This is a genomic window from Actinomyces haliotis (genome assembly GCF_015355765.1).
Lineage (GTDB): Bacteria > Actinomycetota > Actinomycetes > Actinomycetales > Actinomycetaceae > Actinomyces > Actinomyces haliotis.
In genome coordinates this window covers 62,720-88,219 of the sequence record NZ_JACWNA010000015.1, presented here as the reverse complement: position 1 = coordinate 88,219, position 25,500 = coordinate 62,720, and the positions used below count along the sequence as shown (strand labels likewise).

Below are 25,500 nucleotides of genomic sequence, written 5' to 3'. Positions count from 1 at the left end.
GCTCTGGGAACGTGGAGGTCAACCACGTTCTCAGAGTGCAGGCACGTTCTCAGCGAAGGAATCAGCGACGACGACGGGGCCGCCAGCCCATCCAGGCGCGAGACTCGAGGGTGAGCTGGCGCCCGGACCGTGCCGCCGCACGCAGGACCATGTCCACGACGACGTCCGGTGCTCGCAGCTGCTCCGTCCGCACCCGCACGACGGACCACCCCAGCGCCCGCAGCGCGTCCTCACGGACCTTCTCCTCGTAGAGCACGTCCCGCTCGACGTACTTGAGCCGGCCGTCGAACTCGATCGCGATCCTCATGCCGGGCAGGGCGAGGTCGAGGAAGTAGAGGCGGTCCTCGGTCCGCGCCCCCAGCTGGAGGAGTGGCACGGGAAGGCCTGCCTTGAGGAGGATGAAGCGGAGCGTGCTCTCGCCCCACGACTCCGACCACGGGCTGAGGAGCGGAAGCAGCCGCCGAGCCCGTGCCTTGCCCTGACGCCGCGGGAGCTCCTCGATGCGTTCCGCAGCCTCGCAGCGCAAGGCGGTCCACCGGGCGTCCGACTCACGGCGGTGATAGCGATCCGGCTCCACGAGCGCCCGCGCGAGCCCGTCACCGGCGATGAGGGCGGACAACGGGTCGAGGTCGGTGAGGCAGTCGACGAGGGTCGTCATGAGGTCGGTAACGGGGAGCCCGTGGGCCGTGACGATCGCACCGGGAGGGAGGGCCGACCGGACGTGCCGGCGCAGGACGACCGCGCGACCGGCGTCGGGCCCCGAGGAGCGGTCGCCGTCGAGCACGCGCACCGTGCCGTCGGCGTAGTCCATCCGGGGCAGCTCGACGGAGCTGCGGTCACTCGACGTCAGCTGGACGACGTGAACATCCGGCTCCTGCCAGCGCACGGCGACGCCATGGAGGAGCGCCGCGGACTCGTGCGAGAGGGCGACGGCGGCGGGGCAGACCCGCAGGAGGGCGACGAGCCTGGCGAGACTGACCTCGCGGCGTCGGCGCCATGCCTCAGCCTGCGAGGTCGGCCGAAGGTACTGGCCTCGCGCCACGCGCACCAGGCCGGCAGGTGGACGTCCTGACCAGACGGAACCGGGCAGGACGGCGGGGAGCTCGGGCATGGTGTCTCACTGACGTCGGCGTCACAGGGGGAACCAGCGTGCCCTCCCGCGGCCGTCGTCGGCCCCGGGCGCACCCGCGACCTGTGGATGGCCCTTGCCTGTGGAGCCCGGCCACCCTCCGTGGGAACGTGCCTGCGCTCTGGGAACGTTGTCGTCAACCACGTTCCCAGAGCGCAGGCACGTTCCCAGCGAGATGGGTCAGGTTGTCTTGCGCGTCGTCGTCTTGCGGGTGGTGGACTTCTTCGCAGTCGTCTTGCGCGTGGTGCGCTTCTTCTTGGCCGGACCCTTGGCTCGCTTCTCCGCGAGGAGCTCGTAGGCGCGCTCCGGGGTGACCGTGGCCGGGTCGTCGTCGCGGCGCAGGGTCACGTTGGTCTCCCCGTCCGTGAAGTACGGGCCGAAGCGCCCGTCCTTGATGACGACGGGACGCCCCGAGGTCGGGTCCGTGCCGAGCTCGCGCAGCGGCGCCTTCGGGGCGGCCTGGCCGCGGCGGCGCTTGGGCTGGGCGAAGATCTCCAGGGCCTGCTCGAGGGTCACCGTGAAGAGCTGGTCCTCGCTCTCGAGGGAGCGCGAGTCCTTGCCCTTCTTGAGGTAGGGGCCGTAGCGACCGTTCTGGGCGGTGATGTCGACGCCCTCGGCGTCCTGCCCGACGACGCGGGGCAGGCTGAGCAGGTCGAGAGCCTGCTCGAGGGTGACCGTGGACAGGCTCATCGACTTGAAGAGGGAGGCCGTGCGCGGCTTCGGCCCCTTCTTGGCCGCCGCCTTGGACCGGGTCGCCTTCTTCTTCGGCTTCGCAGCCTTCTCGGCGTCCTCGCCGTCGGCGGCCGGCACCTCCGCCGCCTTCTCCTCCTCGGGCTCCGGGAGGACCTCGGTGACGTAGGGGCCGTAACGGCCGTCCTTCGCGATGATCATGTGGCCCGTGGACGGGTCCGTACCGAGCTCGCGCCCGTCGTCGGCGGCGCGCTCGAAGAGCTCCTTGGCCTTGGCGACCGTGAGCTCGTCGGGGGCGACGTCGGCGGGGACGTTGGCGTGCTTGCCGTCCTCGGACTCGAGGTAGGGGCCGTAGCGGCCGACGCGCAGGGTGATGCCCTCGCCGATCTCGATGGAGTTGACGGCGCGGGCGTCGATCTCGCCGAGGTTCTCCACCATGGCCTTGAGGCCGCGGTTCTCTCCGGAGTCGTCGCTGGGGATCGGGGTGGCGCCGGCGGCGTCGCCCTGCCCCCCGTAGAAGCGGGTGAGCCAGGCGACGCGGTCCTCGTCTCCCGCGGCGATGCGGTCGAGGTCGCGCTCCATCGAGGCGGTGAAGTCGTAGTCGACGAGCTCGGCGAAGTTCTCCTCGAGCAGCCGGGTCACGGCGAAGGCGAGCCACGTCGGCACGAGGGCCTGGCCGCGGTGGTCGACGTAGCCGCGGTCCGAGATGGTGGACATCGTCGCCGCGTAGGTGGAGGGGCGGCCGATCTCGCGCTCCTCGAGGGCCTTGACGAGCGAGGCCTCCGTGTAGCGGGGCGGCGGGGTGGTCTCGTGGCCGGAGGCCTCGGCGCCCAGGGAGGCGAGCTCCTGGCCCTCGATCATGGAGGGCAGGCGCACGTCCTTGTCGCCCTTGGAGGGCTTGGCGTCCTCGTAGCGCTCGGCGTCGCGGCCCTCCTCGTAGGCGGCGAGGAAGCCGCGGAAGGTGATGACGGTGCCCGACGCCGTGAAGCCGGCCGTGCCGAAGGTGAGGCCGGAGTCGCGCGAGCCGCCGTCCGCCGGGGCGAGCGGCACGTCGACGTGGACGGTGGCGGTGGAGCCGACGGCGTCGGCCATCTGCGAGGCGACGGTGCGCTTCCAGATGAGCTCGTACAGGCGGAACTGCGCGCCGGAGAGCTGGCCGGAGACCTGGGCGGGGGTCCGGAAGTGGTCGCCCGCAGGGCGGATCGCCTCGTGGGCCTCCTGGGCGCCCTTGGTCTTGGTCGCGTACAGGCGGGGCTTGGCGGGGACGTACTCGGCGCCGTACAGCTCGGCCACCTGGGAGCGGGCGGCGCCCACGGCCTGCGAGGACAGGACCGTCGAGTCCGTTCGCATGTACGTGATGAATCCGTTCTCGTAGAGGCCCTGCGCGACGCGCATGGTCTCCCTGGGGTTCATCCGCAGCTTGCGGGAGGCCTCCTGCTGGAGGGTGGAGGTGGTGAAGGGGGCGGCCGGGCGGCGCTTGTAGGGCTTCTCCTCGACGGCGGACACGCGCGGCGTCCCGCGCAGGACGGCGTCGGCGACGGCCTTGGCGGCGCCCTCGTGGAGGTGGACGGTGCCGGCCTTGACGGCGGCGGGGCGCAGCTCGCCGGCGTCGGTGAAGTCGCGGCCCGTGGCGACGCGGCGGCCGTCGAGGGTGGCGAGGCGGCCGGTGAAGGCGTTCGACTGCGCCTCGGCGGCGTCGACCTTGGACAGGGTGGTGGACAGCTCGGCCTCGACGCCCCAGTAGCCGGCGGCCTTGAAGGCCATGCGCTCGCGCTCGCGCTCGACGACGAGGCGGGTGGCGACGGACTGGACGCGGCCGGCGGACAGGCCGGCGCGGACCTTGCGCCACAGGACCGGGCTGACCTCGTAGCCGACGAGGCGGTCGAGGATGCGGCGGGTCTCCTGGGCGTCGACGAGGTCGAGATCGAGGTCGCGGGTGTTGTCCAGGGCGCGGGTGACGGCCTCCTTGGTGATCTCCGTGAAGGTCATGCGCTTGACGGGGACCTTGGGCTTGAGGACCTCCTTGAGGTGCCAGGCGATGGCCTCGCCCTCGCGGTCGTCATCCGTGGCGAGGTAGAGCTCGTCGGCCTCCTTGAGGGCCTTCCTGAGCTGGGTGACCGTCTTCTTCTTGTCCGCGTTGACGACGTAGTAGGGCTTGAAGCCGTCCTCGGTGTCCACGGCGAACTTGCCGTAGGGGCCCTTCTTCTCCGCGGCGGGCAGCTCGGAGGGCTGGGCGAGGTCGCGGACGTGCCCGACGGAGGCCTCGACGTCGAAGTCGGACCCGAGGTAGCCCGCGATGGAGCGGACCTTGTTCGGGGACTCGACGATGACGAGCTTCTTGGACACGGGGACCTTCTTCCTCGCGGAGACGGCGTCAGGCCGCAGGCGCGCGGCGGACGGGCCGACTGTAACCCACGGCGCCGACGTGCAAGACCGCCCTGCGCCCCGTCCCGCGTGTCCCCACGGGTACCGCCCGTGCCTCGTTCCGGGCACGAGGCCGTCGCCCGGAGGCCGTGCCGCACCTCGCGAGGAAGCTCACAGGATCAGCACAGGCAGCTCGTGTTCACTCCTACCCATGACCGCTTCCAACGAGACCCTCACCCGCCCGGACGGCTCCCCCGTGCGGGTCCTCGTCGTCGACGACGAGCAGATGCTCGCCGACCTCCTCGCCTCCGCCCTGCGCTACGAGGGCTGGGAGGTGACGACCGCCGGCACCGGCATCAAGGCCGTGCAGGCCGCCAAGGAGATCGAGCCCGACGTCGTCGTCCTCGACATCATGCTGCCCGACTTCGACGGTCTCGAGGTCATGCGCCGCATCCACGGTCACCAGCCCGGCGTCCCGATCCTCTTCCTCACCGCCAAGGACGCCGTCGAGGACCGCGTCGCGGGCCTCACCGCCGGCGGCGACGACTACGTCACCAAGCCCTTCTCGCTGGAGGAGGTCGTCGCCCGCCTGCGCGCCCTCCTGCGCCGCTCCGGCGCGAACCAGGAGCAGGAGTCCAACGTCCTCGAGGTCGGCGACCTGCGCATGGACGAGGACTCCCACGAGGTCTGGCGAGGGGAGGACGAGATCCACCTGACGGCCACCGAGTTCGAGCTCCTGCGCTACCTCATGCGCAACCCGCGACGCGTCCTGTCCAAGCCGCAGATCCTCGACCGCGTGTGGAACTACGACTTCGGCGGGCAGGCGAACATCGTCGAGCTCTACATCTCCTACCTGCGCCGCAAGATCGACAAGGGCCGCGAGCCCATGATCCACACCATGCGCGGGGTCGGCTACGTCCTCAAGCCCGTCGAGGGGGCGGCTCCGGCGTCCCGCTGAGGGACGCGTCCGGGCCCCGGGCTCGCACAGCACCGGCCGCTAGGGTCGAGCCGTGCCCTCCACCGCCTCCCCCGCACCCGGCCCGACCGGCGGCGACGCCGCGTCCTCGGGCCGGAGCACGACGCCACAGGCCTCCACCGAGCCGCAGCAGGCGCCGTCCGGGCACACCGCTGAGCAACCTGGTGGCGAACGGCGTCCGCGCAGCCTCCGGACCCGTCTCGTGGCGGGCGTGCTCGGTTTGGTCCTCGTCGCGTGCGCTCTCGTGGGCGCCTTCTCGACGCTCACGCTGCGGCACACGCTCATGGACCGGCTCGACACGCAGCTGAGCGCCGCCTCGGACCGCGCTGCCAACCGGCGCCACGGCGTCCAGCAGCAGGACGCCGGCTCGACCCAGCCGACGGCGGGCTCTGACGCGCCGTCCGCCGGCCCCTCCCCCGCCGCCGGCTACCAGGGCGCGCCCTCGGGGACCCAGGCGACCGCCTCCGAATCCCAGCAGACCCCACCCCCGGGCGCCGTCGCCCCGGGTGACAAGGACGGCGACGACTCGCGGCTGCCCGCGGGCCTCGACGCCGCGGGCCAGTCGACCGGCACCCTGACGCTCATCTCCGCAGGGAACGCGGGCAGCTCGACCAGCGCGGCCACCACCGTCGCCGCGGGCTACATCGACGACTCGGGCCAGTACCGCAGCCTCTCGACCGCCGAGTGCGAGGCGCTCCTCTCCCTGGAGCCCTCCGGCGAGCCGGTGACCGTCGCGATCGACTCCCTCGGCGACTACCGGGTCCTCGTCACCAAGGACTCCACCTCGGGCGACGTCGTCGTGACCGGCCTGTCCCTCGCCGACGACAACGCCCTCGTCCGCAAGCAGCTCCTCATCGAGGCGGCCATCGCCATCGTGGGAGCCCTTCTCGCCGCGGTGGCCGGGCGGCTCATCGTGCGATCCTCCCTCGCGCCGCTCGAGCGCGTCGCCGCGACCGCCGAGCGCGTCGCCTCCCAGCCACTCGCCCGCGGCGAGGTGAGCATCGACGAGCGCGTCGAGGACGCTGACCTCGCCTCCTCGCAGGAGGTCGGGCAGGTCGGAGGCGCCCTCAACACGCTCCTGGGTCACGTCGAGGACGCGCTGACGGCCCGCCAGCGCTCCGAGACGCAGGTGCGTCAATTCGTCGCCGACGCCTCCCACGAGCTGCGCACGCCCCTGGCCTCGATCCGCGGCTACACCGAGCTCATCCAGCGCGAGGGCGCCGACGCCCGGCTGCCCGAGGAGGCCACGCACGCGCTCGAGCGCGTCCACTCCGAGTCCCTGCGCATGACGGCCCTCGTGGAGGACCTCCTGCTCCTGGCGCGCCTCGACGCCGGCCGCGAGCTCCACCACGACGAGGTCGACCTCGTCGGGCTGCTCCTCGACACCGTCTCCGACGCGCGCGCCGCCGGCCGCGAGCAGGAGTGGGACCTCGACCTGGCCGTCCTCGAGGACGGCGAGGCCACCGGGGTCGGGGCCGATGACAGCGACGACTTCGAGCCGGAGCCGCCGCTCGTCATCGGGGACGAGGCGCGCCTGCGCCAGGTCGTCGTCAACCTCCTCGCGAACGCCCGCGTCCACACGCCCACCGGCACGCACGTGACGACGACGCTGAGCCGCGAGCACGCCGCCGGGGCGCAGGGCGCCGACGGCGACCGCCTCGTCATCCGGATCGCCGACGACGGCCCGGGTATCGACCCGGCGGTGCGCGACCGGCTCTTCGAGCGCTTCGCCCGAGGCGACTCCTCGCGCGAGCGCCGCACCGGCTCGACCGGGCTCGGGATGAGCATCGCGCTGGCGATCGTCCTCTCCCACGGCGGGACGCTCACGGTTGACTCCGTGCGCGAGGGCGACGCCGCCCCCGGCGAGCACGGCACGACCTTCACCGTGAGCCTGCCCGCGGCACCCCTGGACTGAGCCACCCGCACGCGGCGCGTCGATCGGCGCCCGCGCCGGCCCGGGACGAGCGCCGCTCGTCCTCCCGGCCTGCGTGGGCGCCCACTCACCTCCCGCAACCGTCCCGCGGTCGTTCCGCCACCGCCGTGGCACCGGGCAGGGCGTGGCACAGTCCCGGCACAGAGGCGACCGGCGACGGCCACAGCCCCCCGTCCTTCGATAGGAGCATGACACGTCGCGCCCTGCACCGGCCCCCCGCCCACCGTCGTCGGGACGAGGCGCTGGGCGCGCTGGCGTGCCTGGCGACGGCATCGCTGTGCGCCGCTCTCGTGAGGGCGGTCGCGCCGACGGCCTCGCGCGAGACCCTCGCAGCCGGTTTCCTCCTCGCCGGCCTGTTCGCTGCCGGCGCGCTGCTGGCGGTGCGCGCCTGGTGGTCAAGAGACCTCGTCCTGCACCGCTCGCCCGTGCGCCGTCAGGCGGCCCGGAGCGTCGTCGTCGAGGGCGCGTCGGCGGTTCCGGCCCGTTCCACCGCGCCCGGTCGCGGGGCCGCGCGGCTCGGGCGGGCCCATCCTGGATCGGCGTCAGCCGTCAACGACGCGGTCGCGACGGTGGCGCCCGTCCTGGCTCCGGCCGCGGCGACGCCGGTGAACCCCGTGTCGGCTCAGGCGTCGGTGGAGCGGCGGCGCCTGTCCGGCGAGAGCGCGGTGAGCAGCGCGAGCCCGATCAAGGACAGGGCGACCGTCCCGGCCGAGCCCGCGGCGTAGGCGAGGAAGTCATCGACCCGGCTGCCCGAGGTGGAGGCGCTCAGGTACGTCCACAGCTCGAGGAACGCCGCGACGGCGCCCGCGAGCGCACCCAGGCCGCCGAGGACCCCGACGGAGGTGAGCCCGCCGTCGCTCGGCTCCCGGGTCGGGCCCTCGTCGCGGCGCGGGCGGCGGCGACGCGGAGCGGGATCCTCCGTCTCCGGTCCGAGGACCGCCGCCGTGGTGCCGTCACCGCCTGCGGCGTCGTGGATCCAGCGGAGCCGGTGGTCCTCGCGGACGAGCACCTTCTCCTCGGACCAGGCGCCGCAGGCGACGGCCAGGGCTCCCCAGCCGACGGCGATGAGGATGGCGGCCAGGACGTCGGCGGGGCGGTGCCACTGGGCGGCGAGCGTGGAGTAGCCGATGGCGGCGGTGAGGACCGCCCCGAACCAGGCGGCCCCTCCCCTCCAGCGGGCCCCGGCCACGAGGACGAGCGCGACGGCCGCTGAGGCGGCGACGGCGGTGTGCCCGGACGGGAGGGTGTTGGCGCCGTCGAAGCGCCACGACAGGCCGTAGTCGGGACGCGTGAAGACCCAGCGCTTGAGGACCTGGACGGAGCCGGTTGTCGCGATGACCGTCCCGGCCGCCCACAGGGCCCGGCGCCGCGAGCCCCGCCACAGCGCGCCGATGAGGATGACGAGGAGCAGGACGATGAGCGCCGGCATCGTGATGACGTGCAGCAGGTTGCTCGCGTGGTCGGAGACGAAGCGGGAGCCGATGAGGGAGCCGGTGAGGGCTGACTGCTCCATGACCTGCCCGGTGTGGGTGGTGACGAGGAGGACCCAGTCGAGGACGGCGCCGCCGAAGCAGACGATCGCGAGCACGGCCGCGAGGAGCCGCGAGCGCCACTGCGGGCGCCCGTCGGCCACGAGATGGGGTGCGGGAGCGTCGACGGGAGTGCTCATCACTTCGGAATGGTACGAGGGGGTTCCTGCGAGCGGCGGAACGTGACCGTGGGGCGTTCCTCTCCGGCGGGTGACGGGGCGCTCAGTCCGTCTCCCGCCGGAGTGGAGCCGGGTCTCAGACCAGGGCCCCGGAGCGGCGTCGCCTCAGGGACAACCCGGTCGCGACGACGACGAGGCCCATGGCCGCGAGCGCGAAGGGGATGATCCCGGGACCGCCGGTCGCCGGCATGGTCCCCGTCTCGGTGTCCTGGACGGTGATCGTCGCGGGCGTCGTGACGCCGGCGTTGCTCGAGGCGTTGACCGCCGTGACCTTGGCACCCTGCGCGGCGGCGTCGACGAGGGTGACGTCGGTGAGGTCCGTGTCCGCGTCGGCGCTCAGCGTGAAGGCGATCGGTGCCGCCAGGAGCTCGTGCCCGGTGGGGGCCTTCGTCTCGACGAGCCAGTAGGTCCGGCCGAGCTCGAGGGTGGAGCTCGTGAAGAGCGAGCCGTCGTCGGGGTTGACGGTGAGGGCGCCGGCGACCGGCTCGGCGCCGGTGGCGGTCGGGTCGGTGTCGTAGAGCGCGAAGGTGGAGCCGCTCAGGGACGCGTTGTCGACGGCACCGGTCTTGTGGACCGTGATGGTGCGCGGGCCGAACGGCCCGCAGGCGACGTTGTTCCCGGCGCCGTCGTGGTCGACGGCGGCGTCCGCGGCGACGGCGTTGTAGAGGCCGTGTCCGGAGGTGAGGACGCCGTCGGCGTCCGAGGTGCAGGACAGCGCGTCGGCGGTGTAGCCGGTTGCGGTCGTGTCGAGGGTGACCTGGAAGCGGACGTGGACGGTGCGGGTGTTGGACCCGGGGACCACGTTGCCGCCGGCGTCGTAGGAGGCGGGCTGGACGAGGAGGCCGTCGGTGAGCGTGTAGGCCCCGTCCGCGTCCGCGGAGACCTTGGTCGCGTCGGTCCCGAGGGCGCCCGCGTCCTCACTGGCCCAGACGCCGTTGATGCGCAGCCCGGGCGCGAAGTCCGGGGTGTCGGCGAGGACGCCCGTGGACTGCGGGATGGCGCCGTCGTTGGTAGCGGTGACGTCGTAGTCGATGGTGAAGGTGGCGGCGCCCGTGAGGCCGCCGTTCTCGGTGACGGTCTTGGCGACGGAGAGCTCCGGGGTGAGGGACTGGCAGGCGGCGTCGTCACCGGTGGTGGTGTCGCCGTCCATCGACTCGGTGTTGATGATGCCGGCGGTGTAGCCGTCGGCCGCCGAGCCGGCGCAGGTGTAGGTGGTCGGGTCGTATCCGGTGGCGGTGCCGTCCACGGTGAAGGTGAGCGTGACGACGTAGGTGCGGCTGGCACCGCCGGCGAGCGTCCCGGCGGGGTCGCTGGTCCCGGCCTCGGCGAGGGTCCAGGCGGGGCTGGTCCCGAGGTCGGTCGCGGTGGCGCCGTCGACGCTCACGGTGGCCTGTGTCAGGGTCGCTCCGGCGGGCAGCGTCGGGGTGTCGGTGAGCGGGGCGAGGAGCGCCGAGGCGGTGGTCGAGGTGTTCCTCACCGTCACCGTGTAGGAGGCGGTGTAGGTCCCGTCGCTGTTGCGCGTCGCCTGGTCGGCACCGCCCGTGCTCGTCTTGGTGACGGAGAAGGTCGGGGACTCGGGGATCTCACCGCAGTCGGCGTCGGTCCGGGTGACGCCGTTCGAGGTGGCCGACGTCGAGTTGTGGATCGTCGAGACGTCGCTGCCGGGCGTGATGGCGGCGCAGCTCGTGTCGTCGGCCCGGGCGACGGCGGCGCCGTCGTCACGGGCGGCGACGTTGAGCACCACGGTGTAGACGGCGCTGCCGCCGGCCTCGAGCGTGGCGCGCGGGTCCTTGACCTGGTTCCCGTCGGCGTCCGTGTAGGGGGTGCCGTCAGCGTTGACCAGGTTGCCGTCCCCGTTGCGGGAGGTGCCCTCGGGCAGCCCGGGGACGATCGTGAGGGCCGTGCCCGACGCGACGGTCTGGCCGGTGAGGTCGACCTGCTGCCCGGCGTAGGTGGCGGTGACGCCCTTGAGGTCGGAACCGGATGGGGTCGTCGGGGTGTCGGTGAGCGAGTACTGGAGCTCGGCCTTGCTCGACGGGTTCGAGACCGTGATCGAGTAGGCGACGTCCCAGGTGCCGTCCCAGACGCCGTCGACGAGGTGCTGGGTGGTGCCCGTGAAGGCCTTGTCCACCTGGGCGAGGGGGTAGACCGTGTTGGTGACGGCGGTGCTCGACTCACCCGACGGGAGGACGAAGGCGATGCTGCCCGGGTCGGACTCGGTCACCGCGGCGGAGGCGTCGTAGCGCACGGCGGTGGACCAGGCGAACTTGGTGGTGTCCAGGAGGTTGATGGGAGCGGTGACGCCCACGGCGACCTGCGAGCCCGGGGGCACCTCGGAGACGACGCAGTGCGAGCCGACCGGGATCTGCGTGGACACCGTGACGGGGTCACCACCCGCGGTGACCGCGGCGTAGCCGGAGAGCGTGCTCTCCTCGTCACCGGTACCGGCGACGCAGGTGTAGGCGACGTAGTACAGGCCGTCCGGGTCCGCGCCGTCGCTGGCTCCCTCGAGCGGTGCCTTCCGGACGGCGAGGGATCCGTAGTGGCGCTCCGTGGCGTTCGTGACGCTGAGGGCCGCGTTCGAGGTGGAGGAGGCGACGCGCGAGCTCGTGGCGGTGACGACGTTGGCCGTCGCGTCCACGGGGACGTCCGCGATGGTCGTCTTCCACTGGTAGGAGACGTCGGTGGCGTCGGGGTTGTCCGGTCGCGCGGTCTCGGCGACGGAGCACACGGAGCCGACGAGGACGTGGCCGTCGTGGAGGCCGTTGCCGTCGTAGTCCACGTCGGAGGCGATGGTGGCGACGCCGTCGCCGGACCGGGACCAGGTCCCCGTCTGGACGACGGGGTCACCCGAGGCGGGGGTGTAGGTGCAGGTCCACGTGCCGGTGTAGGTGTTCGAGCTGGTCGTGGTGGAGTCGGGGACGACCTTGGTGAGGGTCATGTTGCCCCACTGGCGGACCGTGGAGTTGGTGACCCGCAGGATCGTCTCCTGCGAGCCCGAGGTGGTCGCGTACCAGTTTCCTGACGCGTCCGTGAAGGTCGCGCCGCCGTCCTCGGAGTAGGAGTAGACGGGTGTCCCCCACTTGTAGGAGGAGTCGGCGAGGGGGCCGGTCGTCGGGTCGTTGTCGAGGGAGTCCTCAACCATCCGGCAGTCGGAGCCGGCGAGGACCTTGATCGGCGCGTTCGGGTCCGTCGGGTCGAGGGTCATTTCCGCGGAGCCGTCGTCCGTGTTCGAGATGCCGCGGGCGTTGAAGGGACCTGAGATGGAGACGACCGAGCCGTCCGGCCCGACGCACTGGAGCGTGCCCGTGACCGTGGCGCCGGCGTCGAGGGCCGCGGTGTCCCCGACGTAGTCCTTCTGGATCCTCACCGTGGAGTAGACGCGCGTGGCGTCGTTGGTGACGGTGACGACGGCGGGGGTCGTCGACGAGGCCACGGTGGCGGTCGTGGCCCTGCCGGAGGCGCCGTAGGTGACGGCGGGCGTCTTCCACGCCCACGAGACGTTGGCGAGCTGGTCGTTGTCCGGGGCGTCCTCGGTGGCGGTGCAGGAGGTGGTGAGCGGGAGGGAGTCGACGGCGGCCGAGCCGTCCGCCGGGGTGAAGGTGGCGGCTCCGGTGCCGGTGCGCGTCCACGTGCCCGTTGAGATGGTCGAGCCGTCGTAGGTGCAGGTGTACGTCCCCGTGAAGGTGGCGCCGTCGTCGACGACGCCCGCGGCCTGGACCTGCGAGCCGTAGGCCTTGGTCAGGCTGAGTGAGCCTGTGACCCGGTGGACCGTGTTGGTCACGCCGACGCTGACGGAGGTGGCGGTGTCCGGGACCTTGTAGACGTTGGTCGTCCCGTCGACGGCGGTGAGGGCGGTGCGGCCGCCGCCCGAGGTGTCGTAGACGGTGATCGTCGGGTTGTCCCAGGCGTAGGAGGCGTCCTTGAGGGTGGACTGGTCCGGGATGACCTCACTGATCTGGCAGTAGAAGCCGGGGGGGATCTCGGTGTCCTGGGCCTCGTTGACCTTGATGTTGAGGGTGAAGACGGTGACGTCGGCCATGTCTGCGGTGGGCGCGCAGGCGCCGTGGATCGTGAAGTCCTGGGTGGCGCCGGCGGCCGTGAGGGCCGCGAGGTCCGTGTCGCTCATGTCCTTGGAGATGGTCGTGGCGACGACGGGGCGGACGACCTCGTTCGCGACCGTCATGTCATTGGTGGCGTCCGCGGAGACGACGGCGTCGGTGGTGACGGCGTCGGCGCCGACCTTGCCCCAGTGGTACCGCAGGTCCGCGTCGTTGGGGTGATCGGGCAGGCTCGTCTCCGTCGGGGAGCAGCTCGATCCGAGGAGGAGGACCGTGTTGTCCTTGCTGACGTCCGTGCCGTCCACGGTGACCGTGGCGGTGCCCGGACCGGTGACGGTCCAGGTGCCGGTGACGGCGGAGTCGCCGTCGTGGGTGCAGGTGAAGGAGCCGGAGTAGGTGCCGTCGCGGCCCTGGAGGGCCGAGCCGTCGGCGGTGGAGCCGGTGATCGACTTGACGAGGGCGATGGTCCCGTAGGCGCGCTGGATGGTGTTGGTGACGCGGAGCTCGGCCGTCGAGTCGCGCGACACGGTGACGTGGGTGCCGTCCTCGGCGTCGGTGACGGCGCTGACGGACGGGGTCCCCCACTCGTAGGAGGCGTCGGCCAGGCCGCCGCTCGGCGGGTTCTCGGCGACGGTGCAGTGCTGGCCGACGGGCACCTTGGCGGTCTCGGCGTAGGCGGTGGAGGGGTCGGAGCCCTTCGGCGCCGAGATCGTGAGGTTTCCGGAGTACCCGGCGACCGAGGGATCGTCGGAGGTGCAGGTGACCTGGACGGAGAAGGTCTGGGTGGCGCCGTTGGCCGCGGTCCCCGTGTACCCGGCCGTGCTGCCGGTGATCGCCTTGGAGACGCGCAGGGGCACGAACTCGTTGTTGAGGTGGTTGGTCGCGGACAGGACGATGTTCTTGCCCGCGTCGGGAACCGTGAAGCCGTAGACGTTGAAGGTGTTGCCGTCCGCGTCGGTCGTGGTGCCCGTCCTCGAGACGGACTGGTCGCCAGCGGCGAAGGTGACCGGGTCCCAGATCCACGGGTCCTTGAGGCCCTCGTGGGCAGTGAGGTCCTCGTAGACCTCGCAGTAGGTGCCCGGGTCGAGGGTGAGGCCCGGCAGGTCCGCGGAGGCTCCACCGGTGACGGTCCGCTTCCCGGACGCGACCTCGGTGGCCTTCGTGCTGTCCGTCCAGCAGGAGTAGACGAAGGTGAACTGCTGGTCCGCCGAGTACTGGGTGCCGGCGACACCACCCGAGACCGACTTCGAGATGACGACGTTGGCCTCGGTGCGCTCGACCTGGTTGGTGATGACCTCGGTCTTGTCGAGCTCGAGGTTGCCGTCGGCGTCGGGCGTGAAGGTGACGGTGCCGTACTTCGAGGTGGAGGATCCCCACACGAGGTGACCGTCGGTGGCGGACGGGGCGGACGTGAGCGCGTCCTCAGTGACCTGGCACCAGCTGCCGGCGTAGACGGTGACGGTGTCGGATGCCGAGTTCAGAGTGTTGAGGCCCTGCGCGTCGGAGGTCACGGTGACGCTGGCGTCACCGGTGTCCGCCTCGGTGCCGTCGTGGGTCTGCGTCCACGTGCCCTGGATCGACTGCCCACCGAGGTCGCAGTAGAAGGACCCGGTGTACGTGTGGTCGTCGATGGTGGCGCCGTCGGGCAGGTCGAGGAGCTTCTTGACGTGCAGGGCGGCGGTCTGACGCGAGTACGTGTTGGTGAAGGTGACGCGCGGGTAGGGGTGGTCGGCGTCGGTGGAGCGCGCGTGCGCCGTGATGACGGCCGAGCCGGTCCCCGTCATCCCGTTGTGCTCCTGACCGAAGCTGATCGCCCAAGAGCTGCCGGTCCACTCGTACGAGGCGTTGACGAAGCCCGTCGAGGTGCCGGTGAGGTCGTGCTCGGACACGAGGCAGGACGACTCGGCCTGGAGGGTGTTGGCGGGGGCGCGCCAGATACCGGTGAGGCCGATGGTCGCCGTCGTCGTGTAGGTCGGGGTGGCCGTGCCCGGGTTGGTGGGGTCGACGCCGGGGGCGTAGCAGACGACGTCGAAGGAGAAGGTCGCCTTGGCTGCCAGGCCGGTGGCGTCGTTCGGGTTGATCGCCTTGGCGATGGCGATGCCGCCGTAGGAGAGCTTGGTGGGGTTGACGACCGTGACGGTCTTGCCGGCGTCGTCGTTGACGGTGACGGCGCCCGAGTCGGTGCCGTCGTAGGTGGTCGCGGCGGGGTCCCAGTCGAAGTCGGCGGCGAGGCGGGAGTCGTCGTAGTCGGTGGCGTTGTTGGGCTCGTTGACGGTGCAGCTCGCGCCACGGGGAACCTGGACGGTGCTCGTGGCGTCGTTGGCGACCGTGACCGTCTGGGTGCCGATGCTGGGGCAGGTGACGGTGATGGTGAAGGTGTCGGACGCCGTGCCCTTGTAGCCGGTGGTGCCGGGGCTGGCGATGGTGCCGCCGGGACCGACGACCTTCTTGCCGACGGTGAGCGGGACGGTGTCGATCTTGTACTTGTTGACCTCGGTGATGGTGGAGGTGCCGTCGACGCCGACGTCGACGAAGTCCTGGTCGGGTGCCGAGGACGACCACGTGAAGTACGAGGCCGAGAAGTCGCCCGACTGGGTCGAGGGGACGTCCTCGTTGATGGTGCACTCGGAGGGAGCGGGGACCGCGACGTCCGTCGTCTGGGAGTTGGCGACGTTGACCGTCCCTGAGGCGACGACGTCTCCGGCGGACGTGCACTCGTAGGAGATGGGGAAGGTCCGGTTCGTGCCGCCGACGTAGGCGTCGGCGGGGAGGCCGTCCTCCGGGGCGACGGTCTTGCCGATGGTGAGGGTCCCCATGTCCCGGTGCATCTGGTTCGTGACGGCGAGGGCCTGGGTGGTACCCGTCGTGATGGTGACGGCGGCCGAGGACTGGTAGCTGAGCCAGGAGTAAGAGGGGTCGGCGAGATCGTCCTGGTCGAGCTGGTCGGCCGTCTCGGTGACGCTGCAGGACAGGCCGATGGGGAGGTCGTCGGCGGCGGTGACGGCGGAGCCGTTCGCGGTGACGTCGACGGTGCCGGTCCGGGTCACCCCGTTGCCGGTGCAGGTCCAGCTGAGGGTGAAGGTGCCGTCGCCGACGTAGCCGTCCGTGTCGGAGGCCAGGTCGATCTTCTTGCCGTCCTGGTCCAGGAGCGTCTTGGACACGGAGAGGGAGCCGGTGCGGTAGTCGTTGGTGTAGGTGCAGGTGACGTCGGCGCCGTCGGGGAGCGTCACGTCGTCGGCGGTGCTCACGGCGACCGACGCCCCGGTCGTGTTGTTGACGCACGTGAGCCTCGTGCGCACGAAGCCCGCGATGCCCGTCGGGTTGACCACCTCGGCGAGGTGGTAGCTGCCCGAGGGGACCACCTGGCTGGTCACGGAGCTGCTGCCGGAGCGGCCGGCGACGATCGTGCTGCTGGTGACGGTGTCCGCCGTCGTGCCGCGGGCCGAGAGGGTCCACTTGTCAGCGGTCACGCCCGACGGCGCGTGCGTGAGCTGCTTGACGAGGGTGAGCTTCGACTTCGCCGTGTACTCGTTGTGGAAGGTGCAGGTGATGGGCACGGCCTTGACGCTGGGAGCGACACCGACGTTCTCGAAGGAGACTCCCGTGGCGGTGTGGGTGACGGCGACGTCGTCTCCCTCGCCGTTGACGCAGGTGACGGACGTGAGCGCCCAGCCGGACTGGGTTCCTCCTGCGGAGGAGGGACTGGGTTTCTTCTCGTTGATGGTGAAGTCGCCGTCCCCGACGAGGAAGGCCTGGTAACGGATCTTCCCGGTTCTCGTGCCGTTGGCGCCGTCGTAGTAGTCGGTGCCGGCGCTCCCGAGCGCGGTGGGCTTGACCGTGTACCCGAAGGAGTTGTCGGAGACGAAGTTGGTGACCTCGCTGGCGGGGCTGAGGGCACTGACGACGCCGGTGGCCGGCGTGCCGTTGGAGATGGACTCCGCACCGGCCTGGGCGTCGACGGAGAAGCCGAAGTCGGGGATCGTGACGTCCTGGGAGTTCGCGTCCGCCGTGGCCTCCTTGGCGATGGTGACGTAGCGCTCCTGCTCGAAGGTGCCGTAGAGGCAGCCGTAGGAGACCTTCCCCTCCTTGGTGGTGAAGGTGTTGACCGGCTGGGCGCCGGACGGGACCGTGGCGGGGCAGGTGCCGTCGGCGCTCGTGGTGAAGCCCCACAGCGTGAGGCGGTAGGGCACGCCCTCCTTGGAGATGACGACGTTGGTGGACGTCGTCCTCTGGATGGTGAGGACGTCGTCCGAGCTCGGCGTCTGGTTGGGCGCGCCGATCTTGCCGCTCGCGCTGCTCTGGGTGCTCAGCGTGTAGAGGTCGTAGGCGCCGGTCCCGGTCGTGAGTCGGTAACAGCCCCACGTGCTGCCGTACACGGCGACCTCCTGGCCGGCGGGGCAGTAGTAGCCGTACCAGTAGTTGACGTTGTACTGGGTGGAGTAGCCGTAGCCGTTGCCGACCAGGCTGCTGTAACCGGCGGCGCCGACGTAGGTGTAGTTGCCGCCGGCGTGGTCGAGGACGGTCGGGACCGAGGTGTTGGGCGTGTCGTGCTGGTAGAACGGGAAGTTGTCGCCCGTTCCGTTGACCTCGACGTAGATCGAGGAGTGGAAGTAGTCGTCCTGGGTCTGGATCGGGAAGTTGTTGTGCCGGAACCGCCCGACGAGGAAGACGGAGCCCGCGTCGACGGTGCTGGCGTTGTTCGGCATGAAGCCGAGCGTCGACTGGTTCGTCGGGTAAGCGTTGGAGCAGCTCGAGCCGACCGGGACGCCTCGCCCGGCGTAGGACCAGGCGGACGCGGCGAGCGGTGTGGTGCTCGCGGTCACGGTCACCGGCGTCGAGCTGTACGTGTTGTTGTTGTAGTAGCTGACGCAGTCGGTGCTGGTGTCGCCCGTGGCGCCCGTCGCCGAGTTGTTGGAGTAGCTGGAGCCGATGCCGCCGCGGACGGTGCCGAGGGTGAGGCTCGTCGAACCGGGCTGCTCGGTGGCCGCGGCCGCGGTCGCCTCGGTCTTGGTGGCGATCGGCAGGATGAAGGAGCCGACAGCAGTCATGAGGACGAGCGCGAGCGTCGTGAGGACCGCGGCGAGGCGGTGGGTCACGGGCTGCTGTCCGCGGGACGGGAGGGCACTCCGAGAAGACACGACGCTCCAAGGGGCTGGGGAACGGGAACCGAGCGTCCTCATGACACTCGTTGAACGAACCATACCCACGTGACCCTCGATTGACACGAGAGCTGGCACCCTTGTTTTCGTGGATTCACCCACGTTCGCAACGATTCCGAAACCAGCTCCCGCCAGGGTGCACAGCGGCTGCTCACGGTGCACCGAGGCACCTCCCACCGAGCGCCGAGACACCGTCGACCGCCCGCGCACAGGACGGTCGGCTGGGAGCTCGACAGGGCCTCCAGACCCTCCCGCTCCCTACTCGTCGGTGGCGAGCGTGAGAAAGCCGTCCGCAGCCAGCGACCGCGTCGCCGCCACCATGTCCGCCGTGAGGGCCCTGGCGTCGACGCCGGTCAGCGCGGCGACGGCGGTGGCGATCTGCCGGACGGTGAGCTCGCCGTCGGCGACCTCGATGAGGGCGGCGAGGGCCGTGTCCGCCTGGACGGACCTCCCGAAGGCCCCGCCCTGCCGGATGAGGATGACGCTCGGATCGGACTCGCCGGGGCGCAGGTGGCGCTCCTCGGTGACGTCGGCCGAGACGGTCGGGTAGAGGTCGGCGACGGCGTCGTCGCTCATGCCGGCCAGGCCCGAGCGCGTGGCGAGGGACTCCGCGACGTGGGGGCCGAGCGGACCCTCGCCCTGGGTGGCCACCTCCTCGAGGACGCGCCAGGGAGCGCGCTCCTCCCCCGGAGCCGGGCGGTGGAGCATGAGGTAGCCGAAGCCGACCTCCTCGACGCCGCGCGTCTCGAAGTCCCCGATCCAGGCTGCGAGCGCCGTTTCAAAGCCCTCGCGGTCGCGCTCGGGGGTCTCGCCGCCGTCGCGCAGCCACATGGTCGCGTACTCGACAGGATCCTGGGTCTCGCGCTCGATGGCCCAGGCGTCCACGCCGTCGGGCACCCAGGACTCGACGCGATCGCGCCAGTCCTGGAACCGGTGGTGCTCCCAGTTCCCGAGCATGACGGCGGTGCCGTCGGGCTCGAGGTGGTCGCCGAGCCGCGGGACGAGCGCGGGCAGGACGGGGCCGCCGGCGTCGCGGTACTCCATGAGGGGCAGGCCGGCCTCGCGGACGGCGGGCGGGGTGATGACGAAGGGCGGGTTCGTCGCGATGAGGTCGAAGCGCCGGCCGGCGACGGGCTCGAGAAAGGAGCCGGCGAGCAGCTCGAGGCGTCCCTCCTCCGTACCGGCGAGGGCCGCGTTGAAGGCGGTGAAGGCGAGGGCCCGCTCCGAGATGTCGGTGGCGGTGACGTGCTGGGCGTGGCGCAGGAGGTAGAGGGTCTGGATGCCGCAGCCGCAGCCGAGGTCGAGGGCGGTGCGCACGGGGGTGCGTGGGGTGAGGGCGGCGAGGGTGAGGCCGGCGCCGCCGATGCCGAGGACGTGGTCGGGCTCGAGGGCGCGGCCGGTGGTGAGCTCGCCGAGGTCGGAGGCGACCCACCAGCGCACCTCGCCCTTCGCGTCGCCGGCCTCGTGGGGACGCAGGTCGACGAGCGCGCGGACCATCCCGTCGTCGTCGGGCTCGGTGACGAGCCCCATGGCGACGGCGTCGCGCGTGCGGGTGCGGCGCAGGGCGGTGTCGAGCTCGGCGGCGGCGACGGGCTCACCGAGCATGAAGAGGGCCGTGAGGAGGGCGATGGGGCTGGGGGTGGCGCCGGCGGCGCGGTCCTCGGCGAGACCGGCGCGGACCGCGAGGAGGGCGGGGAGGCGGACCTCCCGGCGGAGGGCGGCGTCGGCGACCTCGCCGAGCGCGTGGCGGACGGTGTCGACGCCCCAGCCGGCCGCCTCGAGGTCCTTGCGCAGGTCGGCGGCCTGCTGAGGCGTGGCGGTGGGCGGGGGCGTGGAGGTCATGACCCGACGCTATCGCGGCCTCACGGGGACCCGGGCGTGCCGTCGGCGGGGCGGGGTACGCCGGCGTGGCCGCCCGGAGCACTCGCTCCCCGGAACGCGCGACCGCCCGCCACCGGTGGGTGGCGGGCGGTCGGTCAGGGGCGGGGCGCTCAGCCGGCGCACCGGCTCCGGCGTCCTCCTGGCCCTCAGGCGTCCTTACGACGGCGGGAGCCGGTGAGCACGGCGCCTCCGGCGAGGGCCCCGGCTGCGAGGATGATCGCGGCGAGGGAGTCCGTACCGGTGTGGGCGAGGGAGCTCGTCGTCGTGCCGTGGCCGGAGACCGGGTTGCCCGGCTTGACCGGGGTCCCGGGAGTGGCCGGGGTGGACGGCGTCGGGCGGACGGTCGTCTTGGCGAAGTAGTCGTCGTGGTCCGTGACGGGAACGAGCCTCGTCGTCTTGTTGCCGTTCTCGTCGAGACCGGTGACGATGCCGTCGGCGGCGACCGTCATGCGGTCGGAGTGGACGACGGCGGTGACGCCGGTGAGCCTGGCGGTGCAGTCGATGACCTTGCCGACGGGCAGGACGACCTTGCTGCCGGCCTCGATGCGGATCCTGCCGTCGGTGAGGTCGTCCGTGACCCTGGAGCCGCCGTAGGGCGTGAGGTCGCAGGTGAGCTCGGTGACGTGGCCGGAGCCGGCGAGGAGCTCGTCGGTGATGACGATGTTGGTGAGGTCGACGGAGCCCGTGTTCGTCACCGGGACGTTGAGGCCAATGGTGCCGTTGGTCTTGGTGAGGTCAACGGTCTCCTTGGCGGTGTCCGCGTCGTTGCCGTTCTCGTCGATCTTCTCGATGCCGATCGACGGGCTGGACGGGGTGACGGGCGTGCAGTCCCAGTTGTTCGTGGTCTGCTCGGTGTCCGAGTCGCCCTCCATGGCGACCACGTTGGCGAGCCCCTTGTCCGACACGGCCTCAGAGGTGGAGCCAGCAGCGGCGCAGGTACCGAGCGCGGCCCACTCGTCCGCGGTGATCTTCGACTCGTCGACGGTGTAGGTGACGACAACGGTGAAGGTCCTCGACTTGCCGGCGCTGAGGAGCACGCCGCCCGACAGCGTGTACGAGCCGTCGGCGTTCGCGGTCAGCGCCGTGGTGGTGCCGTCGTCGTTCTTGAGAGCCACCGTGGAGATGGTGAAGCCGTCGTGAACGGCCGGGGTGTCGATGACGGGTGAGGAGACGCCCTGGAAGTCCCCGGTGTTCGTGACCGTGACGGCGTAGGTGCGGTCGAGGCTCGTCTGGCCGGAGGCCAGGACGACCTGCCCGGTCGGGTTCGCGTCGGTCTTGTCCGCCGAGGTCTTGGAGACCGCGAAGGTGGTGTCCTGGGTGTCGGCGACGCCGCGGGCGCTCTGGACCTTGAAGTTGTTCCCGACGTCAGTCGGGGTGCCGTTGTAGTAGACGGTGCCGGAGTTGGCGAAGACCTGCTCGGCGTCGCCGACGAGCTCATCGGGCGTGCCCTGCCAGGCGAGGTCGATGACGTACTCACCGACGGTGAGGCCGTTCGGCTCGATGGTGACCGACAGGGTGCGGGTGCTCGTGTCGCAGGTGAAGGCGGAGATCGTGGCGCTGCTTCCCGGGATCGTCGCGCCCACAGCGATCTGCGAGCCCGTGAGGCGGCCGACCTCGGTCTTCGTCGTCGTGCCGTTGGCGGTCACGTACTGGCTGAGGACGAGGCGGGCCCTGGGCGAGGAGCAGTACCAGTTCCAGGGTGCGCTGCCGTCAGCGGCGGCGGTCGACGGGGCGGTGTCGACGATCCTGATCTGGTCGGCGCCGTCGCGGCCGTCCGTGTCCTTCATCGGGACGGTGATGTCCCAGGTGAGGCAGCCCGCGACCGTGTCGGTGGAGCGGCACGCGTTCGGCTGGTTGGCGGCCGGCCAACCCGCCTTCGAGGGGGCGGTCGGGACCGCCACAGGGGTGTTGCCCGGCGTGATGACGGGCGTGTCACGGGTGTTCGGGTCCTGCCCGATGGTCGTCTGGTCGTCCACGGTGTACGTGAGGTCCACAGCCTCACCGCTCTGCTGGCACTGGGCGAACTTGGCGGAGAAGCTCACCGTCACCTTCGTCGTCTTGCCGACGAAGGACGCGAAGTTGTCAGTGAGGGTGAAGAGCACCGTCTTCGCCGTCTGGTCGACCGTGCCGGTTGCGACCGTGTCGCCCGTGGTGGCGGCGACGATGCTCATGCTCGACGGGAAGGACGTGAGCTGCGAGGGCAGCGTGAGGGTGAAGGTGTCCCCGACCTGAGCCGTGGCGGGGAGGGTGAAGCTCAGGACCGACGTGACGGTACCGTCGTAGCACTGCGCGTTGTTCGGGTCCGTGCCAGTGAGCGAGACCGTGGTGCTCGCGGAGAGCCCGGAGGGCTCCACCGTTGCGGCCGACGCGGTCGGCGAGGCGGACACGGCGGCCACGACGTACGCCAGGACGAGGGCGAGGACGGCGAGGAAGGACACCGCGGTCCGAGGCACGGGAAGCACCCCCGTTCGATTCTGGATGGAGCGCATGTGAAGGACCTTTCGCAAGGGATCTCGAGTGGGGACGCGGTGCGGGGCGCACAGAGGTCCCTCAGACGGGATTGACGGTACAGACCTGGCACCCTCCGGGCCAGGGGTATTCGACCTGCGTTCTAATAAACGATCGAGATACCTGCTTGCACTGAGAACCCACCGGAAACCGCGAGATCTCGGTGCCGTTGAGAGATTAACCAAATCCTCGCACGTCGCTTTTCATCGATCCGACCTATCGTCACGAGACCCAATTGCGGGCCCGCACGGGCCCGAAACAGCCTCTGAACTGCGAAAACGCCCCCGCGGCGCGACAGTCCGCACGAGCAGGTCACGATCCGGTCAAGGAGATCGACGAAATCTCATTGCAGGCCCGCCCTACGCGTCCCGAATCGATACCTTGGACCTGAAACGGCAGCAATTCAGAACACCTGATGTATCCCGAATCGCCGCCGTTCCGCGGATCAACGCGCACCACACGCAAGGTTCCCGCTAGAACCTCAGTCGCCCAGACGCGCCGCGAGCTCGCGGTACTGGTTGATCTTGACCTCGACGTCGTCGATGTAGCTGATGAGCATGACCTCGTCGGTGCGGTGGTTGGTCGCGAAGGACCCCACGGCGTCGGCGACCTCGTCGTAGGTGCCGATGATGACCGAGGGGTCGAGCGTGAGGTACTGCTCCACCTGGGCCCGGAACTCCGGGGTGAAGGTGCTCGGGGAGCGGAAGCCCCCGGACCGCCCCGTGCGCAGCCCGAGGCGGAAGGCTCCGGCCACGAGGGCCTGCTCCCAGGCCTCCTCGCGCGTCGCGGCGGCCGAGACGCAGAGCGCCGAGAGGGTCCGCCCCGACGTCGCCCCCTCCGGCAGGTGGGAGCGGTAGTGGTCCATGACGTCGACGGACTGCCGCCCGGAGAAGAACTGGGCGTAGGCGTAGCTCATGTCGTGCTGGGCCGCCCAGGCCGCGGACTGGCCCGACGAGCCGAGCAGCCAGAACTGGGGCAGCACCGCCGGCGTCGGATGGACCTCGAGGGAGGCGTACGGGTGGTCGGCCGGCAGCTCGTCGAGCATGAGGGCCTTGGTCTCCGCGATGAGGGTGTTGATCGAGTCCGGGTCGATGACGCGGTTCTGGTTGAGCGCGTGGGAGGCGAGCATGTCGCCGCCCGGCGCTCGGCCCAGCCCCATGTCGACGCGGTCGGGGTGGAGCGTGGCGAGCGTGGCGAAGCGCTCGGCCATCTGGAGGCTGCCGTAGTGCATGGCCATGACGCCGCCGGAACCGACGCGGATCGACGTCGTCGCGTCCAGGACGTGCATCATGAGGAGATCGGGGGCGCTGGAGAGGAAGGCGCTCGTGTTGTGATGCTCGGCCACCCAGAAGCGCTCGAAACCGAGCTCCTCCACGCCCTGCGCGAGGCGGACGGTCTGCTCGATGCCCTCCTGGGGCGTGCGTCCCTCGAAGAGTGGGATCTGCTCGAGTGCGCTCAGCTTCATGCTGCTCCTTGGGCCGGGCGCGGGGCCGTCTCCCCGCGCGTCCACGGGACGCAACACCGGCGTCGTCGTCGGCATTCCGGGACCCTCCTGAGAAAGGGCACCGGGCCGGCTCACCCCAAGCCAGGAAGAAGGGTGAGCCGGCCCGGAGGTCTGGGGTCGGCGGCGTCCGGAGGACCGGGCACCACGGATGAGCGCGCGGCTCAGTAGGAGCGCGAGCGGATCGCGACGAGGCAGCCGGTGCCGACGAGGGCGATGCCCGCGACGCCGACGAGCGTGGTGGCGACGGCGGAGTCGCCGGCGAGGATGACGGCGACGGCGGCGGAGAGGACGCCGACGCCGACGAGGACGGCGAGGACCAGGAGGAGGCCGGAGACGAGGGGCATGATCGCCGCGCGGACGTTGCTCTCGCGACGGACGGTGGCGGGACGACGGGCCGTGACCTTCGTGGGGGCCGCGGACTGCGTCAGCGTCATCGTGCTCATGTGGCGTACCTGCCTGCTCTCGTGTTCCTGGTTCGTGGAGGAGCGGGCCGCGTGGCCCGTTCGTGCTGGTCCTAGGAAACACGGTGCCGATGCGAGATTCACCTATAAGTGTGGGGGTATTGAGAATTGCACCCATTGGGGGTTCGGCCCGGCACCCCGCATTCACCCAGCGACCGGGTGACACCCTCACCCGTCCCTCGGGTGGGTCACTCACCCCTCACCCTCATCCACGCCCCCACCCGCGTGTCGAAACCCGCACGATTCCAAGGACGTGCACGCACTCGAAGCGCGTACCCCTCGAGGAGGCCAGGGTGGCTCACCCTTGGGGGAGCGCGCTCCCCGGCGCCGTCACCCCGAGCGCAACGGCTGCCCGGCCCCTCACTGCCGTTCCCGGCGGAGCGCCTGACCATGTCCAATAATGTGACCTTCGGAAATTCGCTCCGTTACTTACTTGTTGTTATCGGATGGTCGACCTAGCGTTGATCCCGACAACGCGGTCGAGCGCCCACCCTGAACCGGCGCTCGGGCCGCCCGCACCGAGCCCCTTAGGAGGCACCCATGGCCGTTCTCACCATCGGCGACCAGTTCCCCGCCTACAAGATGACGGGCCTCATCCCCGGCAACCTCAAGAACGTCGAGGCCGACCAGCCCGAGGACTACTTCACGACCGTCTCCTCCGAGGACGTCCCCGAGGACACCTGGCGCGTCGTCTTCTTCTGGCCCAAGGACTTCACCTTCGTCTGCCCCACCGAGATCGCCGCCTTCGGCGAGCTCTACGAGGAGTTCAAGGACCGCGACTGCGAGGTCATCGGCGTCTCCGTCGACAACGAGTACACGCACTACGCCTGGCGCCGCAGCCACGAGAAGCTCCAGGACCTCCCCTTCGTCATGGGCTCGGACCTCAACCGCGAGCTCGTGAGCGCCCTCGGCATCCAGCGCGCCTCCGGCGAGGCCGACCGCGCCACCTTCATCGTCGACCCGCACAACACCATCCAGTCCGTCTCCGTCACCGCGGACTCCGTCGGCCGCAACACTGAGGAGGTCCTGCGCCAGCTCGACGCCCTCCAGTCCGACGAGCTCTGCGCCTGCAACTGGAAGGCCGGCGCGGCCACGATCGACGCTCTCCACGAGATGGAGGCCTGAG

11 protein-coding genes are annotated in these 25,500 nt (G+C 71.1%); 3 read left to right on the top strand and 8 right to left on the bottom strand.

Features of this window, described 5'->3' with window-relative positions:
- Nucleotides 1-61 precede the first annotated feature (61 nt).
- Both IXW69_RS07905 and topA read right to left on the bottom strand, forming a co-directional pair.
- Nucleotides 62-1,111 (bottom strand): hypothetical protein, encoded by a 1,050-nt coding sequence (locus tag IXW69_RS07905; RefSeq protein ID WP_194785795.1) that lies wholly within the window; start codon nt 1,109-1,111, stop codon nt 62-64.
- A gap of 198 nt (nt 1,112-1,309) precedes the next feature.
- Entirely contained in the window at nt 1,310-4,165 is a 2,856-nt protein-coding gene (topA, locus tag IXW69_RS07900; RefSeq protein ID WP_194785794.1) for a type I DNA topoisomerase, read from the bottom strand.
- A 229-nt stretch (nt 4,166-4,394) separates the two neighbouring features.
- Here topA and IXW69_RS07895 point away from each other — a divergent pair, with 229 nt between their 5' ends.
- Complete coding sequence (locus IXW69_RS07895) at nt 4,395-5,141, top strand: response regulator transcription factor (RefSeq protein WP_194785793.1); 747 nt, start codon at nt 4,395-4,397, stop codon at nt 5,139-5,141.
- Nucleotides 5,142-5,361: 220 nt separating this feature from the next.
- Nucleotides 5,362-7,074: a sensor histidine kinase gene (locus IXW69_RS07890; protein WP_194785818.1), complete on the top strand. Its 1,713-nt coding sequence runs from the start codon at nt 5,362-5,364 to the stop codon at nt 7,072-7,074.
- Between the two features lie 640 nt (nt 7,075-7,714).
- Here the strand turns inward: IXW69_RS07890 and IXW69_RS07885 are convergent.
- The 6 genes from IXW69_RS07885 to IXW69_RS07860 all read right to left on the bottom strand — a co-directional run bounded on the left by IXW69_RS07885 (nt 7,715) and on the right by IXW69_RS07860 (nt 24,356).
- Nucleotides 7,715-8,761: a phosphatase PAP2 family protein gene (locus IXW69_RS07885; protein WP_194785817.1), complete on the bottom strand. Its 1,047-nt coding sequence runs from the start codon at nt 8,759-8,761 to the stop codon at nt 7,715-7,717.
- Between the two features lie 115 nt (nt 8,762-8,876).
- Complete coding sequence (locus IXW69_RS07880; protein WP_194785792.1) at nt 8,877-17,957, bottom strand: DUF5979 domain-containing protein; 9,081 nt, start codon at nt 17,955-17,957, stop codon at nt 8,877-8,879.
- A gap of 321 nt (nt 17,958-18,278) precedes the next feature.
- Nucleotides 18,279-19,862 carry a DUF7059 domain-containing protein gene (locus IXW69_RS07875; RefSeq protein ID WP_194785791.1) on the bottom strand — a complete coding sequence of 528 codons (1,584 nt, stop codon included), beginning with the start codon at nt 19,860-19,862 and terminating at the stop codon, nt 18,279-18,281.
- Nucleotides 19,863-20,047: 185 nt separating this feature from the next.
- The gene (locus IXW69_RS07870) at nt 20,048-22,390 is read right to left on the bottom strand and encodes an Ig-like domain-containing protein (protein ID WP_194785790.1); all 2,343 of its coding nucleotides are present in this window, start codon (nt 22,388-22,390) and stop codon (nt 20,048-20,050) included.
- Between the two features lie 500 nt (nt 22,391-22,890).
- Nucleotides 22,891-23,874, bottom strand: coding sequence for an MsnO8 family LLM class oxidoreductase (locus IXW69_RS07865; protein WP_194785789.1), 984 nt, complete (start codon nt 23,872-23,874; stop codon nt 22,891-22,893).
- A gap of 200 nt (nt 23,875-24,074) precedes the next feature.
- Nucleotides 24,075-24,356, bottom strand: coding sequence for a hypothetical protein (locus IXW69_RS07860; protein ID WP_194785788.1), 282 nt, complete (start codon nt 24,354-24,356; stop codon nt 24,075-24,077).
- A gap of 558 nt (nt 24,357-24,914) precedes the next feature.
- On the opposite strand from IXW69_RS07860, the gene IXW69_RS07855 reads away from it, so the two are divergent.
- A complete protein-coding gene (locus IXW69_RS07855; protein ID WP_194785787.1) occupies nt 24,915-25,499 on the top strand; it encodes a peroxiredoxin in 585 nt (194 codons plus the stop codon).
- The last annotated feature ends 1 nt before the right edge of the window (nt 25,500 follow it).